This window comes from Arthrobacter sp. ISL-30 (genome assembly GCF_018613855.1).
Taxonomy (GTDB): Bacteria; Actinomycetota; Actinomycetes; order Actinomycetales; family Micrococcaceae; genus Arthrobacter.
The window spans coordinates 1-15174 of sequence record NZ_JAGGPK010000022.1; the positions used below are offsets into that span (position 1 = coordinate 1).

A 15174-nucleotide genomic window follows, 5' to 3' on the forward strand; every position below is an offset into this window, starting at 1 on the left:
CCCGACTACTTGACTCCGCCCACAGTTGGGGAAAACTTGTGGTCACTGTGTAGCGAATTTGCCGTGGCACATGGGGGAGGACGCTTCCTGGCCGCCGCAAACTACAGGCCTGTAGTTATTAACAGTGTTGATAAGCCTGTTGAAAAGGCGTTCAACAGGCGCCTTTTCCTGGCGTTGTCCACATTGGAGCCAGAAGTCGGCGAGTTGTCCACTTAACCACAGGGCACCTTGGGAAAGTTGTCCCCAGCTGTGGACGCACATCGGTTCCCACAGCTTGGAACCCCGCCCGGACCCCCAGTTCCCGCCACTAGGTCTTCTCCCGGCTGTGGAACTACACCGCTGTAAGTTACACACAATGTGGATAACTACTGTGGAAAACCTACTGGCCCTCTTGAATTGGTCGCAGGGCAGGCCTAACATGGTCGTGTTCAACCTTCCGGTTGAACAACCAATAGGTTGTAAAGAAGAGATTGTGAAGCCACCATGAAGACGTTGCCTCTTGCAGGCTCCGAGCAGGAGGATCGGCTGAACAGGGCATTCATGGCCCTTTCAGATCCCCTCCGAAGGAGGATCGTTGCACGCCTGGCGCAAGGCGATGCCACAGTCAACGAGTTGGCCGAGCCGTTCAGCGTTACAGTGCAGGCGGTCTCCAAGCACCTGCAGGTACTCGAGGCCGCCGGCCTTGTCACACGCCGGAAGGAAGCGCAACGGCGGCCCTGCCATCTGAACACAAGCGCCATGGGACCTTTGGCTGCCTGGATCGACAGCTACCGGCTGATGGCCGAAGAACGCTTTCAGCGGCTGGATGAGCTGCTGGAATCCCAGGAAAAGGAGGAGAAATCATCATGAGCAGCAACACAACAACCGTCAATGCTCCGGCAAACACGCCATTCGTTGATACAGAGCGGGAATTCGATGCACCTGTGAAAAGGGTTTTCAAGGCCTTTACGGATCCTGCCCTCGTGGAGAAGTGGATGGGCCCCCGAGGATATTCAATCCACACCGACGTTTTCGATGCCTGTTCGGGAGGCAGCTACCGCTTTATCCATAGAGACCAGGCGGGAAATGAGTATGCGTTCCGTGGCGTCTTCCACGAAGTCCAGGCACCGCTGCGCATCGTCCAGACCTTTGAATTCGAAGGCTATCCCGGTCAGGTGAGCCTGGAGACCGTGACGTTCGAGGATCTGGGCAGCCGCTGTCGAATCATGCAGCACTCGGTGTTCCCAACCGTCGAGTCGCGGGACATGTTCATCTCAGACGGGCTGGAATCGGGCATGAGGGATTCCATGGATCGACTGGACGAGCTGGTGTCCTAGCCGTTGAGGGTGCGGAATGCTGTGATCACGATGAGCAACCCCAGCACCAGCACAAGGGCTCCGGCCTGGAGCAGTCCACGACGACGGCCCCTGGGAGCGTAGGCGATGGCGGCGGCACAGAGGGCGCCTGTGACGGCGCCACCAAGGTGCGCCTGCCAGGCGATGCTTGGAACGAGGAAGCCGATTGCTCCATTGATGGCCATAAGCACCCATAGCTGCCTTGTCTCACCGCCGCGGTGGCGCTGGATGACCAGCATCGCTCCGAAGAGTCCGAAGATTGCCCCAGAGGCACCCACGACGCCGGAAACCGGGAAATCCGGTGTCAGCAGGTAAAAACCCACTGAACCGCCGACGGCCGAGATCAGGTACACGGCCAGGAACCGGGCCCGTCCCAACAGGGGTTCGAGGGCCTGGCCGAAGATCCACAGCGTGTACATGTTCAGCACGATGTGGAGGAGGAAGGACTGCGAATGAAGGAACGCGGCCGTCACCATGCGCCACGGTTCGCTTACGGCAAAGACATTCGCGAAGGCGAACTGCTGATAAACCTCGTTGCCGGGCACCAGCCATTGGAGGATAAAAGCAAGGATGCACAGGCCGATGATCGTGTACGTCACGAGTGGTGGGCCGGAAACATAGGCGCCGCCATACGTCGAACGGACGGTCGGCGTCGTGCGCTTTAATTCGTTGACGCAGTCAACGCATTGGAACCCGACGGCCGCCGCCCTCTGGCATTCAGGGCAGGCCGGCCGGCCGCAGCGCTGGCAGCGGACATAGGAGGGCCGGTCCGGATGACGGGGGCAAACGGGAATGTCTGCGGACGGCTCGGCCGCCGGGATTCCAAAACTCATGAATTCGGAAGAATCAGAGCTGTTCGACGTCGATACTGTTGATGACGACGTCCTCAACCGGGCGGTCACCCATGCCGGTACGAACGCCTTCGATCGCGTCGACGACCTTCTTGGACTCGTCGTCGGCAACTTCACCGAAGATGGAGTGCTTGCCGAACAGCCAGTCGGTGTTGACCGTGGTGATGAAGAACTGGGAGCCGTTGGTGCCCTTGCCCATCTGGATGCCCGCATTGGCCATTGCGAGCTTGTAGGGTGCGTTGAAGCTCAGTTCCGGGTGGATCTCGTCATCGAACTTGTAGCCGGGTCCGCCTACGCCGCGGCCCAGGGGATCGCCGCCCTGGATCATGAAGTCCTTGATGATCCGGTGGAAGATGGTGCCGTTGTACAGAGGCGTTCCGGTCTTGTCCTCGCCAGTCTCCGGGTGCGTCCAGGACTTTTCACCCGTGGCCAGGCCGACGAAGTTCTCGACCGTCTTGGGTGCGTGGTTGCCGAAGAGGTTCACCACGATGTCGCCGAGGTTCGTGTGAATGGTTGCTTTTGCGGTTGCGATGGCAGTCATAGTGCCATTCTTTCATGCAGCGCCACAGCACAGGCTGTGAAGGTGCTGGTTCCGCGCTGGGTGAAATCGGCGCCCAATTCATTGGGGGAATAGCCGGTCAGGTGCAATCGACGTAGGCTAACAACAACCCATCACGTATATCGGGAGGTAGTTGTGAAGAAGTCGGATCGTATTGCCCACGAGCTAGAGCAGTCCGTCGCAACAGGAGTCGTGACCGCCAGGGACTGGGCGGCACCTAAAGTCGATGCGGCAGTGAGCTGGGCGGTCCCGCGGCTGCAGCATGGAATTGATTCTGCTTCTCCGAAGATCCAGGAAGGCCTCAAGTCGGCGGCCCACAACCTCGCCGACGGCGTCGCGACCGTCACGCCGCGGCTCCAGGAGGGCCTGGCGCACCTCGCGCCGAAGATCCAGGACGCCGTCGACGACGCAACCCCCCGGATCCAGGAAACCCTGAACAAGGCCACTCCCGTCCTGCTCAATGCACGGGACAAGGTGGTTGTGGAGTACCTGCCCAAGCTCTCCGACCAGATCGGCCAGGCTTCTGTAGCCGTCCACCATGTGCTGGAGAACGCACCCGCCCAAGTTGACGCCGTCGCGCAGAAGCTCGTTGATTCCGGAGTGGTCCACAACATCCAGGAGCAGGCCAACGTTACGCGGGCGCAGCTGAAGGCGGCAGCGGACGAAGCCGCGAAGGTCGTGTCGGCAGAACTGGGCCGGCCGCAGAAGCCGAAGCGGCGCGGACTGCTGATCGTCACGGTCATCGCCGCGGCAGTCGCTGCCGGCGTCGCTGCATGGCGTGCTTCAAAGCCTGTGGAGGATCCGTGGAAGACGCCCTCTCCTGTCACGCCCTCACCGGTTCCTGCCTCTTCCGTTTCCTCCCAGGACCTGGCGGCCGAGAAGGCCAAGGAAGCCGCTACCGAGGCCGTGGACAAGGTGGAGGACGCTTATGACGCCACAACCAGCGCTGCTGCCCACGCCGCAGCAGAGGCAGCGGAAAAGGCAGGCGACCTCGCAGAGGACGCCAAGGATGCCGGAGCCAAGGTTGCCACGGATGCCAAGACGGCCATGAGGAACATGGCATCGGGCCTGAATAAGGACGACCAAGAGGGCGAAGCGGGCACTACCGGCAGCGCTTCCAAGGAGCCGTGAGGGCCTAAACAGCACCCTGCCCCAAACAAGCGCTCGGGGGCCGGTGCGGAATATCTCCTGAGGGGATCCTGGTTCGCCAGGATCCCTTCGGTGTTTCCAGGCACCCGGCGCCCTGATGCTAAGTTTGAGGGGATGTCCGCCGACCAATCCCTCGAGGATGCCGTGAACGACGCCCCGCAGCTGCCCGGTGTTTCAATTGTGATCCCGGCTTATAACGAGGAAAGCGTCATCAGGCAATGCCTCATTGCAGCCATTTATCAGTCCGTTCCCGCAGACGAAATCATCGTCGTGGACAACATGTCTAAGGACCGGACTGCCATGATCGTTCGACAAATGCAGCAGGAGTACCCCGAGAGCCCGATCATCCTGCTGACGCAGGACCGGGAGCAGGGGTTGATTCCCACCCGGAACTTCGGGCTGAACAACGCGACGTCGGAGATCCTGGGCAGGATCGACGCGGACTCGGTCCTTGAACCGGACTGGGTAGAGCAGGTGCAGAAAGCGTTCCTGGACCCGTCCGTCCAGGCCGCCACGGGTCCGGTGGTCTATTACGACATGCCCATGAGACGGTTCGGGCTAAAGGCGGATGACAAGATGCGCCAGCTGATGCTCAGACTCGCAAAGCACCAATACCACTTCCTGTTCGGTTCCAACATGGCCATGCGACGCTCAGCGTGGGAAGCCATCCGGGACGAGGCCTGCCTCGACGAAAAGGACGAGATGCATGAGGACATCGATCTGTCCTTGCATCTGGCCGAGCACGACCTGAGGGTCCAGTACTGGCCGCAGATGGTGTCGGGCATGTCCGCGCGCCGGCTTGAAGACTCCCCACGCGACTACCGCTACTACGTCACGCGGTTCGATCGCACATACAAGGCGCACAACGTCAAGAAGATGGCCCTCAAGGCGCCCATGGTGGTGTTCTTCTCCGTGTATTTCCCCGCGAAGCTCCTCAGGGCCATCCACAGCGCGGGTAACAGCCAGGGCATTCGCCGCGGCGGCCAGTAGGCATCGCACCCCTGGCTAGTAGGCACCGCAGCCCTGGCGCCGTCTTAGCCCACACCCCTAGTCCGTCCCGAGTTCGGCAACCCCTCTGCCGCCAGTACCGTCGTCGCGGCCGGCTCCTGTTTCCTTCCGCCCCGCCCGTTTCTGCCCCGTGACCACCACGGCCAGCCCGGCGAGTATCAGGCCAAGGCCGGCATACGTGCCTGCCGGGAGCTTCTCGTCCAGGAAGACAGCGGCCAGAACCGCGGCCCCGGGAATCTCCAGCAGGATGATCATCGAGACGACGAGGGGACTCATGGTAGCCAGGAGGTGGTTGAACGCCGTGTGCCCCACCAGTTGGGCGCAGACGGTGATCGCCACGATTCCAAGCCAGCCTTCGGCGTCGAACCCTGTGAGGGCCTGCCCGCCGAACAGGGCAAGCAACGCCACTATTGCGGAACACATGCCGTAGCAGAGCGTCGTATACGTCCCCGTGCTCATCGACTGCCTCGCCCGGCCTCCGGCCAGCGTATAGAGGCCGGCCAGGGCTCCGCCGGCAAGCGCCAGGACGTCACCGAGGAGCGCATCGGCCGAGGAACCCATGTCGAAGCCTGTGATAGCCACGACGCCACCAAACGCGATGCCTAGCCCGGCAAGGACTTGCCAGCTGTGCCGGGTTCCCCTGAACAGCTGGAAGACCGCGATCCAGGCGGACTGGAGGCACACAAGCGCCGTCGCGGCTGCAACGGAAGTCAGCTGCAGCGAGGTAATGAAGCAGGCAAAATGAAGGGCCAGCGCCACCGCCGCTACCGCCGACCAGGTGACTTCCGGCCGGGTCAGCCTGCCGAACTGTCCAGGCTCGCGAACCGCGACCGGCGTCGCCATTACCACAGCCCCGATCGCGTTGCGCCAAAAGGCGATCGCGAGTGCCGTCACGGAGGTGGCGCCAAGGGTCGCTGCAATCAGTGGCCCTGACGACGCGACGCCCAGCACCCCCAAGGCGGCAATGACGAGGTTCATGGTCCAACCCTAATCGTGGTGCGTGAAGGAAAAGGGGCAACAAAAAAGTCCCGGACTGCGTTTCCGCTGTCCGGGACTTTCCTTATGGTGGAGGCAAGGGGACTCGAACCCCTAACCCCCTGCTTGCAAAGCAGGTGCGCTACCAATTGCGCCATGCCCCCATAAGAAGCAACCCGTCTATCCTACCGCAGTTCGTTCAGTGGTCTTGACCACCGTCCGGCGCGGTTCCGGCTAAGTAACCTTGTCGGTTCCCTTGCTCCAGACTGACTTGCGGGCTTCGGACTCCTGCATCTTCTTGTAGACCAGGACGCTTGCGATCGCGGCTGCAACTACCAGCAACTTCTTCACATGCACCCCGTTCCGGCCCGGTCTCCCGAACCTTTACCTGAACCTGCATTAGTTCCGTGGGCGTACCAGGACTTGAACCTGGGACCTCTTCGTTATCAGCGAAGCGCTCTAACCGCCTGAGCTATACGCCCCGATGCCTCATCGGGCCGAGACATGACTTTACAGCACATCCCGGCCCGATCTCAAATCGAGGCATTTCTGCCAGGATTTCACCGCAAAAACACGGGAATTCGGGCAGTCGGATCAGTCGTCGGTGAGGGTGACGCCGATGCCGCCAACGAGTGTTGCCGAGATGTTGTACAGCACGGCGGACAGCATGGAGAGGGCGGTCAGCAGGACTACGTTCACCACTGCGATGATGGTCGCAAACGAGGCAACCTGTCCAAGGGAGGCCACCTTCTTCAGTTCGAAGCCGCCGCCCTCGGATCCGGCCAAAGTGCCGAGCAGGCTGTCCACCTGATCGAAAATGCCGGTCAGGTCCAGCACGGTCCAGAGGACGATCGCCGCCACGACGGTCACGATGCCGAGGGCAACGGACAGCAGGAAGGCCATCTTCAGTACGGACCACGGATCTACCCTGCTGACGAGCAGGCGCGCGCGGCGCACTTTCGCCTTCGGGGCCGGCTTCACCAGTCCGGGGCCGCCCTGTCCGGGCCGCTGGCCCTGGACTCCGGGACGGGGGGCTCCTTGCGGGCGCTGCCCGGGGACTGCCGGACGTTGCCCGGGGGCCGCCGCACGCTGGCCGGTAGCCATGGGGCGCGTGCCGTCACCCGACAGGGGCCGTTGCTGGGGCCGTTCAGGGGCGCCTACACGCGGGGCCGACGACGGCTGCCGGAGTCCGCCGGGGTCGCCTGTGCTCGGCTTGGGATATGAGTCGGAATTACTCACTCGTTACCTCCGGTATTGTCTTCGTTCAGCTCTGCGGCGCCGGAACCGTCGTCTGACCCTTGGAGGGGTCGGAATTCAGCCGTTGGGGATGTTGGCCCCGCACCGGTTTCTTCAGCCAACGTTACGTCATTGGCAGCCCCGGCCGTGTCTTCGGCCATGTTTTCGCCATCGGTTCCGCCTTCCACGGCGGCCCCATCTTCTTCGAATTCTTCCCCTTCGAGGCCTCGTTCGCTGTTGCGGGCAACCTCGATGATGCGGTCATTCTTGTCCGGCTTCGCGAAGATGACACCCATGGTGTCACGGCCCTTTGCCGGCACACCTGCAACGGCAGAGCGAACGATCTTGCCGCCTTCCATGACCACGAGGACTTCATCTTCCTCCTGGACAATAAGCGCACCGACGAGGTCTCCGCGTTCCTCGGCCAGCTTGGCCACTTTGATGCCCAGGCCGCCTCGGCCCTGAAGCCGGTATTCCTCGACGGCGGTCCGCTTTGCATAGCCGCCCTCGGTCACCACGAAGACAAAGGAACCGTCTTGGACGACGTCAGCCGCCAGGAGTTCGTCGTCTTCCCGGAACTTCATGCCAGTCACGCCCGAGGTGGCTCGCCCCATCGGACGCAGGGCGTCATCAGTGGCCGTGAAGCGGATCGACTGGCCCTTGCGCGAGACCAGCAGGAGGTCATCGGTTTCGGACACGAGCTGGGCAGATACAAGTTCGTCCCCGTCACGGAGATTGATCGCAATGACGCCCGCGGTCCGGTTAGTGTCGTAGTCCTCAAGGCGGGTTTTCTTGACCAGTCCGTTCTTGGTGGCGAGGATCAGGTATGGCGCCTGCTGGTAGTCCTTGATGTCCAGAACCTGGGCAATGTGCTCATCCGGCTGGAATGCCAGCAGGTTGGCCACGTGCTGGCCCTTCGCGTCCCTGCCCGCCTCCGCCAGCTCGTAGGCCTTCGCGCGGTACACCCGGCCGAGGTTCGTGAAGAACAACAGCCAGTGATGGGTGGTGGTGACGAAGAAGTGCTCCACGACGTCGTCTCCGCGCAGCTGGGCGCCCTTGACGCCCTTGCCGCCGCGCTGCTGCGAGCGGTAGTTGTCACTGCGGGTGCGCTTGACATACCCGCCGCGGGTGATGGTGACCACCACTTCCTCTTCAGGAATGAGGTCTTCCATGGACATATCGCCGTCGAAGCCCATGAGGATGTGGGTTCGGCGGTCGTCACCGTGCTTTTCCACGATCTCGGCGAGCTCGGTGCTGATGATTTCACGCTGCCGCTGCTCCGAGCTCAGGATCGCGTGGTATTCGGCGATCATGGCTTCCAGATCGGAGTGCCGGTCCTGGATCTTCTGGCGCTCCAGGGCGGCGAGTCGGCGCAGCTGCATGTCCAGAATGGCGCGTGCCTGGAGCTCGTCGATGTCCAGGAGCTCCATCAGGCCGTCACGGGCCGCTTCTGTGGTGTTCGACGCGCGGATGAGGGCGATGACCTCATCCAGCATGTCCAGCGCCTTCAGGAGGGCCCGCAGGATGTGGGCCTCTTCCTCGGCCTTGCGCAGCCTGTATCGGGTGCGCCGTGCAATGACGTCCATCTGGTGCGTCACCCAGTGGCGGATGAACGCGTCCAGACTCAGGGTTCGGGGCACGCCGTCCACGATCGCCAGCATATTGGCCGAGAAGTTGTCCTGGAGCTGCGTGTGCTTGTAAAGGTTGTTGAGCACGACCTTGGCAACAGCGTCACGCTTCAGCACAATCACGAGGCGCTGGCCCGTGCGGCCCGAGGTCTCGTCGCGGAGGTCCGCGATGCCTTGGATCTTGCCGTCCTTGACCAGCTCAGCGATCTTGATCGCGAGGTTATCCGGGTTTGCCTGGTACGGCAGTTCCGTAACTACGAGGCAGGTGCGGCCCTGCAGTTCCTCCACATTGACCACGGCACGCATAGTGATGGAGCCGCGGCCGGTGCGGTAGGCCTCCTCGATCCCCTTGTGGCCCAGGATGGTTGCGCCCGTGGGGAAGTCCGGTCCCTTGATGCGGTGCAGCAGGGCTTCAAGGAGCTCCTCGCGGCTTGCCTGCGGGTTGTCCAGGGCCCACTGCACTCCGTCAGCAACCTCGCGCAGGTTGTGCGGCGGGATGTTGGTGGCCATGCCGACGGCGATGCCCGAGGAGCCGTTGACCAGCAGGTTCGGGAACCGGGACGGCAGGATGGTCGGTTCCTGGTTCTTGCCGTCGTAGTTGTCTTGGAAGTCGACTGTTTCCTCGTCGATGTCCCGGACCATTTCCATGGCGAGCTGGGCCATCTTGGTTTCGGTGTATCGGGGAGCCGCGGCGCCGTCGTTGCCGGGCGAGCCGAAGTTGCCCTGTCCCAATGCCAACGGGTAGCGCATGGTCCAGTCCTGGATGAGCCTGACCAGCGCATCGTAGATGGCCATGTCGCCGTGGGGGTGGTACGTGCCCATGACGTCGCCCACCACGCGTGCACACTTGTTGAAGGCGCGGTCCGGGCGGTAGCCGCCGTCGAACATCGCATACAGCACGCGGCGGTGGACGGGCTTCAGGCCGTCCCTGACATCCGGCAGGGCACGACCGACGATTACCGCCATGGCGTAGTCCAGGTAGGAGCGCTGCATTTCCGTCTGCAGATCCACCTGTTCGACGCGGTCGGTCAGCACGTCGCCCTCAAGAATTGGATCCAAGTCGCCCGCCGTGGGGCCCTCGGGTGTTTCGTCACTCATCGTTTTGTTTTCCGTTTCAGGTATATGTCAGCTTCGAAATAATCTGGGAGGACTCCCTAGATATCCAGGAACCTGACATCCTTGGCGTTCTGCTGAATGAAATTCCGCCGCGACTCGACGTCCTCGCCCATCAGGACCGAGAAGACCTGGTCTGCGGCGGCCGCGTCCTCCATTGTCACTTGCAGCAGCGTGCGGCGATCCGGGTCCATGGTGGTGTCCCACAGCTCCGTGTAGTCCATTTCGCCCAGGCCCTTGTAGCGCTGGATCCCGTTTTCCTTGGGAAGGCGCTGGTTTCTGGCCACACCCTTGCTGATGGTGTCGTCGCGTTCACGGTCACTGAACACGTAGTCGTGGGGTGCATTGGACCACTTGATCCGGTACAGCGGAGGCTGGGCCAGGTAGACATAGCCGTTCTCAATCAGCGGCCGCATGTAGCGGAATAGCAGGGTCATCAACAGGGTGGTGATGTGCTGTCCGTCGACGTCGGCATCGGCCATGAGCACGATCTTGTGGTACCGCAGCTTGGCGATGTCGAAGTCCTCGCCGATGCCCGTGCCGAATGCCGTGATCATTGACTGCACTTCGTTGTTGCCGAGGGCTTTGTCCAACCGGGCGCGTTCAACGTTCAGGATCTTGCCACGCAGCGGAAGGATCGCCTGGGTTTCCGGATTCCGGCCACGCTTGGCCGAACCGCCGGCCGAGTCACCCTCCACCAAGTAGACTTCGCAGCGCGAAGGGTCCTTGGAAGAGCAGTCGGACAGCTTGCCCGGCATGCCAAAGGATTCCAACGGGCTCTTACGGCGGGCGTTGTCGCGGGCTTTGCGCGCTGCCATGCGAGCCTGGGCAGCGGAAATGGCCTTGCGGATCACATCGCGGGCCGGGCCCGGGTTGCGTTCCAGCCAGTCACCCAACTGGTCCGTCACTACCCGCTGCACAAAGCCCTTGACCTCGGAGTTGCCCAGCTTGGTCTTGGTCTGGCCTTCGAACTGCGGCTCGGACAGCTTAACGGAGATGACGGCGGTGAGGCCCTCCCGGATATCGTCACCCGTGAGGTTGTCTTCCTTTTCCTTGATGATGCCCTTCTCCCGCGCGTAGCGGTTAATGAGCGACGTCATCGCTGCCCGGAAGCCCTCTTCGTGAGTTCCGCCTTCGTGGGTGTTGATCGTGTTGGCGTAGGTGTGGACGCTCTCCGAGTAGGCGGTAGTCCACTGCATGGCCATCTCGACTGCGATATGCCTGTCCGTGTCCTCGGTCTCGAAGGCGATGACGTCTTCGTGGACGACGTCGACTTTCTTGCTGGAGTTCAGGTGCTTGACGTAGTCCAGGAGGCCATCGTTGTACTGGTAGACGACGGTTCGGTATTCTGCGGCAACTTCGCCTTCGGCCGCCACGGAATCAAGGTCCATATCAGCATCGGCAACAGTCTTATCCGGGCGCTCGTCAATGAGTGTGATGCGCAGGCCCTTGTTCAGGAAGGCCATCTGCTGGAATCGCGCGCGGAGGGTTTCGAATTCGAACTCCGTGCTTTCAAAGATCCTGTCGTCAGGATAGAACGTCTGCGTCGTTCCCGTTCTGTCCGTGGGCTCGCCCTTGACGAGTTCGCCCTGCGGCTTGCCGCCGTCGGCGAAGGACATCCGCCAGACGTGTCCCTGGCGGCGGACTTCAGTATCGACCCGGCGGGACAAGGCGTTGACCACCGAGATGCCGACGCCGTGCAGGCCACCGGAAACGGCGTACCCGCCGCCACCGAACTTGCCGCCAGCATGCAGGATGGTCATGACAACTTCGACCGTTGGCTTGCCTTCGCTCGGGTGGATATCCACCGGAATGCCTCGGCCGTCGTCGACTACCTTGACTCCGCCATCGGCCTGGAGCGTAACCTCAATGTGGCTGCAATAACCGGCCAGGGCCTCATCAACAGAGTTGTCCACCACTTCATACACCAAGTGGTGGAGGCCACGGGGTCCGGTGGAACCGATGTACATGCCGGGACGCTTGCGGACTGCTTCCAGGCCTTCAAGGACAGTGATGTCGCTGGCCCCGTATTCGCGAGGGGCCGCCGGGGTATCCGGCGTCGGTGCGGTCTCCTCTGCAGGCTCTACTGCCACGGTCTCTACATTGTCGCTAGCCACAGGCGCTTTCGACTCCTCTGCATTCGATGATGGACTGCCGCCCTCCCGCGTCTGAGCAGGGAACAGCAATGCCAACAGGCACGTCACTGATAACGCCGATTACTCCGTGGACTCGCGGATCCGCCTCCAGCGCGCTGGAAAACGGACTCAGTCAACGTTTCACCGGCGCCCAGTTATCTGTTGCGATTCTATCGTGAAAACAGCCAGAACCTCGCATCGGCAGGGCTCCGTGGCCAGCGAAATGTGCTCTAGGAAGTCACTGACCGCCGCTGCAAGGCTCCAACGGTGACGTCTCTGGGTGCCTATACATCCCTGGGGCGTTGAGGCGCCCTGCATGCCCTTTACGCAGTGCTTGACTTCCCGGGCGCTCCCAGGTTCATCGCCCTCAATCGTGGGTGCCAATCGTGGGTGCCAATCGTAGGTGCCAGTCGTGGGGTGTCAGCCGTAAGTATCTCGGGGCCCGCGGCCGTTGACGCTGCGCCCCCCTTTGCGCCAACTGGGAGCGGAGGGGCCCAGGACGTGAATTTTGGTGACAACGCCCTCGCCCAGTTCCGTCCGGAACTTTTCCAGGAGGCTTGTGCTGAGGAGTCGAAGCTGAGTAGCCCACGCCGTCGAATCACAGCGCACATGCAGCGTGGTATCCGTGAAGCTTTCCGGACTGCAGTGGGCGGAAATTTCCGGCCCCACGAGGGCTGCCCACTCTGCCATGACCGATCCCACAGCCACTGGAGAAGTCCACCCTCGCTCGGCCACGAGCCTGCCCACCACCTTGCTCAGTCCGAGCGGATCGCGGCCGGTGCCATGGAATTGGGTGAATCCCCGGGTGTTCTGGGGCCCGCGCTTTTTGCTGGTTGAGCCTGTGCTTGAAGCGGCTCTGGAGGCGGACTGGCGGATCTCGCCGCGCGCTGCCGCGGCCTCGCGCATGCGGTTCAGTGCTGCCTGGGCGGCATCAATTTGGTCGGGGTCACGGCCGGGCTGGAGCCCGCCGGAATCATCCTTCGCCATCAATGCCTCCCGGAACCACCCTCACCCGCCGCCCGGCCAGTTCTTCGGGGATGTCGGCGTCGACGGCGGCAGTCACCAGCACTTGCTCGGCGCCGGCTACGATCGCTGCCAGTTTACGCCTGCGCTGGACGTCCAGCTCGGCGAAAACGTCGTCGAGGATCAGGATAGGAGCAGAGCCTCCGGTGATGGCGTCGTCCAGCATTATGTAGTAGGAGGCCAGCCGGAGCGCAAGGCACATTGACCAGGTCTCGCCGTGGGAGGCGTAGCCCTTCGCCGGTGCTTCGCCAAGCATCAGTTCGAGCTCGTCCCGGTGCGGCCCCACCAGGGAAATCCCGCGTTCCAGCTCCTTGCGGCGGGAGGCGGCAAAGGCCTGGATGTAGCGGTCAGACAATTCCTCCACGGACAGGGACCGCAGGGCTTCCGTCGTTCCTGCTGTGGCTGCGGCGGGAACGGTGTCCGCGGCGACTGCCGAGCCTGCAGCGGGATCTGGCAGCCCGCCGTCGTCGTCAAGGACGCCCTGGATCGTGGAACGGTACTGGGCGTCGGCTTCCCTTGATCCGTCGGTGAGCTGGGCATAGGCGCTGTTCAGGTGAGGGCGCAACCGCTCTACGAGTTCGAGGCGGGCATGCAGTAACTCCGCTCCCGCCTTGGCCATGTGCTGGTCCCATACCTCGAGTGTTGCCTCGTGGGCCGCTGTGAACTTGCCCGAACGGGCGGATTTCAACAGGGCATTGCGCTGTTTGAGGACCCGGTCATAGTCGCTGCGCGTGGCGGCGTGCCTGGGGATAAGGCTGACCAGCAATTCGTCCAGGAAGCGTCTCCGGTTGGAGGGATCGCCCTTCACCAGGGCAAGGTCTTCCGGTGCGAACAGCACTGTGTGGCAGATGCCTACGATGTCACGCGCCCGAACGGGATTTCCGCGGTTGATGCGTCCGCGGTTGGCCCGGTTGGCGTTGATTTCAAGCTCGATGATGGTGGACTGCTCACCACGGACAAGCTTGGCGCGAATCATGGCGCGTTCGGTGCCAAAGCGAAGCAGGGGTCCGTCCGAACTGACCCGGTGGGAGCTGAGGTTAGCCAGGTAACCGATCGCCTCCATGAGGTTCGTCTTGCCTATTCCGTTAGACCCCACGAGCACGGTGACGCCGGGCCCGAGCTTCAGGTCGACCTGGGCGTAGCTTCGGAAATCGGTGAGTGAAAGGTGTTCAAGATACACGCTTGCCGCCGGCCTCCCGGCCCCTTATTTGGCCGGGCGGGTGGCATGCCCGCCGAACTGGTGGCGCAGGGCCGAGACCATCTTCATGGCGGGTGAGTTGTCCTCACGGGAGGCAAAACGGGCGAACAGTGCAGCGGTGATAGCCGGCGCCGGAACGGCGTTGGCGATCGCTTCCTCCACAGTCCAGCGTCCTTCGCCCGAATCCTCAACGTAGTCGTCGATAGATTCGAGGCCTGGATCTTCGTCCAGTGCCTTAACCATGAGGTCAAGGAGCCACGAACGCACCACGGTCCCCTTCTGCCAGGCGCGGAAGGTTCCGGGAAGGTCGTTGACGATGTCCTTCGCGGCCAGCAACTCGTAGCCCTCGGCGTAGGCCTGCATGAGCCCGTATTCGATTCCGTTGTGGACCATCTTGGCGTAATGCCCGGCCCCAACGCCGCCAACATGGACGAAGCTGTCAGCCCGCTCACCCTCGGGGCGCAGCGCATCGAAGATCGGCATGGCCGCCGCAATGTCGTCTTCGTTGCCACCTGCCATCAGTCCGTAGCCGTTCTGGAGTCCCCAGACCCCGCCCGAGACTCCGCAGTCGGCGAACCGTATGCCCTTTTCGACAAGGAACGCGGCATGTTTCTGGTCCTCGGTGAAGCGGGAGTTGCCGCCGTCGATGACGAGATCTCCCGGGGCGAGCTTCTCCCCGAGTTCGGTCACCACTGCGTCAGTGATCTGGCCGGCCGGAACCATGATCCAGATGAGTCGGGGCGCAGGCACCGCGGCCAGGAGCTCATCCACGGAGCCGACGTCAGTCACGTCCGGATTGCGATCGTAGCCAGTGACGTCGATGCCACCCTTCCGCATGCGTTCGCGCATGTTGAAGCCCATTTTTCCAAGACCGATCAATCCGATATGCACCGTGTGAGCTCTTTTCTGCATTGGTGGCGTGATGGCGGGCCAACTGACTCGCATTTGTTGTCGTCATGAGCGCC

The 15174-nt window shown here is 62.4% G+C and carries 14 protein-coding genes and 2 tRNA genes; 4 read left to right on the plus strand and 12 right to left on the minus strand.

Annotation, left to right across the window (positions count from 1 at the left end; all coding sequences use genetic code 11):
• Positions 1-483 precede the first annotated feature (483 nt).
• Both J7E82_RS09200 and J7E82_RS09205 read left to right on the plus strand, forming a co-directional pair.
• Entirely contained in the window at positions 484-849 is a 366-nt protein-coding gene (locus J7E82_RS09200) for a helix-turn-helix transcriptional regulator (RefSeq protein WP_214862312.1), read from the plus strand.
• Complete coding sequence (locus J7E82_RS09205) at positions 846-1316, plus strand: SRPBCC family protein (protein ID WP_214862313.1); 471 nt, start codon at positions 846-848, stop codon at positions 1314-1316. Before J7E82_RS09200 ends, J7E82_RS09205 begins: the two co-directional genes overlap by 4 nt.
• On the opposite strand, the gene J7E82_RS09210 is transcribed toward J7E82_RS09205, so the two are convergent.
• Positions 1313-2167 carry a rhomboid family intramembrane serine protease gene (locus tag J7E82_RS09210; RefSeq protein WP_214862314.1) on the minus strand — a complete coding sequence of 285 codons (855 nt, stop codon included), beginning with the start codon at positions 2165-2167 and terminating at the stop codon, positions 1313-1315. The two genes, J7E82_RS09205 and J7E82_RS09210, sit on opposite strands and share 4 nt — an antisense overlap.
• Positions 2168-2180: 13 nt before the next feature.
• Positions 2181-2726: a peptidylprolyl isomerase gene (locus tag J7E82_RS09215; RefSeq protein ID WP_214862315.1), complete on the minus strand. Its 546-nt coding sequence runs from the start codon at positions 2724-2726 to the stop codon at positions 2181-2183.
• A 153-nt stretch (positions 2727-2879) separates the two neighbouring features.
• Here J7E82_RS09215 and J7E82_RS09220 point away from each other — a divergent pair, with 153 nt between their 5' ends.
• Positions 2880-3875, plus strand: a complete 996-nt coding sequence (locus J7E82_RS09220; RefSeq protein ID WP_214862316.1) for a hypothetical protein — start codon at positions 2880-2882, stop codon at positions 3873-3875.
• A 132-nt stretch (positions 3876-4007) separates the two neighbouring features.
• A complete protein-coding gene (locus J7E82_RS09225; RefSeq protein WP_214862317.1) occupies positions 4008-4883 on the plus strand; it encodes a glycosyltransferase family 2 protein in 876 nt (291 codons plus the stop codon).
• A gap of 57 nt (positions 4884-4940) precedes the next feature.
• Here the strand turns inward: J7E82_RS09225 and J7E82_RS09230 are convergent, their stop codons facing one another.
• From J7E82_RS09230 to gnd, 10 genes are all read right to left on the minus strand, one after another.
• Entirely contained in the window at positions 4941-5879 is a 939-nt protein-coding gene (locus tag J7E82_RS09230; RefSeq protein ID WP_214862318.1) for a DMT family transporter, read from the minus strand.
• 85 nt (positions 5880-5964) lie between these two features.
• Positions 5965-6040: transfer RNA gene (locus J7E82_RS09235), tRNA-Ala, on the minus strand.
• A 70-nt stretch (positions 6041-6110) separates the two neighbouring features.
• On the minus strand, positions 6111-6227 hold the full coding sequence (locus J7E82_RS09240; RefSeq protein WP_214862319.1) for a DLW-39 family protein: 117 nt from the start codon (positions 6225-6227) through the stop codon (positions 6111-6113).
• A 57-nt stretch (positions 6228-6284) separates the two neighbouring features.
• A tRNA-Ile gene (locus J7E82_RS09245) sits at positions 6285-6358 on the minus strand.
• 112 nt (positions 6359-6470) lie between these two features.
• Positions 6471-7115: a DUF3566 domain-containing protein gene (locus J7E82_RS09250; RefSeq protein WP_214862320.1), complete on the minus strand. Its 645-nt coding sequence runs from the start codon at positions 7113-7115 to the stop codon at positions 6471-6473.
• On the minus strand, positions 7112-9838 hold the full coding sequence (gene gyrA / locus J7E82_RS09255; protein WP_214862321.1) for a DNA gyrase subunit A: 2727 nt from the start codon (positions 9836-9838) through the stop codon (positions 7112-7114). The genes J7E82_RS09250 and gyrA overlap by 4 nt, the downstream gene beginning before the upstream one ends.
• Positions 9839-9894: 56 nt before the next feature.
• Positions 9895-11970, minus strand: coding sequence for a DNA topoisomerase (ATP-hydrolyzing) subunit B (gyrB, locus tag J7E82_RS09260; protein WP_214862322.1), 2076 nt, complete (start codon positions 11968-11970; stop codon positions 9895-9897).
• 438 nt (positions 11971-12408) lie between these two features.
• A complete protein-coding gene (locus tag J7E82_RS09265) occupies positions 12409-12975 on the minus strand; it encodes a DUF721 domain-containing protein (RefSeq protein WP_214862323.1) in 567 nt (188 codons plus the stop codon).
• On the minus strand, positions 12962-14191 hold the full coding sequence (gene recF, locus J7E82_RS09270; protein WP_214862324.1) for a DNA replication/repair protein RecF: 1230 nt from the start codon (positions 14189-14191) through the stop codon (positions 12962-12964). Before recF ends, J7E82_RS09265 begins: the two co-directional genes overlap by 14 nt.
• Positions 14192-14215: 24 nt before the next feature.
• A complete protein-coding gene (gnd, locus tag J7E82_RS09275) occupies positions 14216-15100 on the minus strand; it encodes a phosphogluconate dehydrogenase (NAD(+)-dependent, decarboxylating) (RefSeq protein WP_214862325.1) in 885 nt (294 codons plus the stop codon).
• Between the last annotated feature and the right edge of the window lie 74 nt (positions 15101-15174).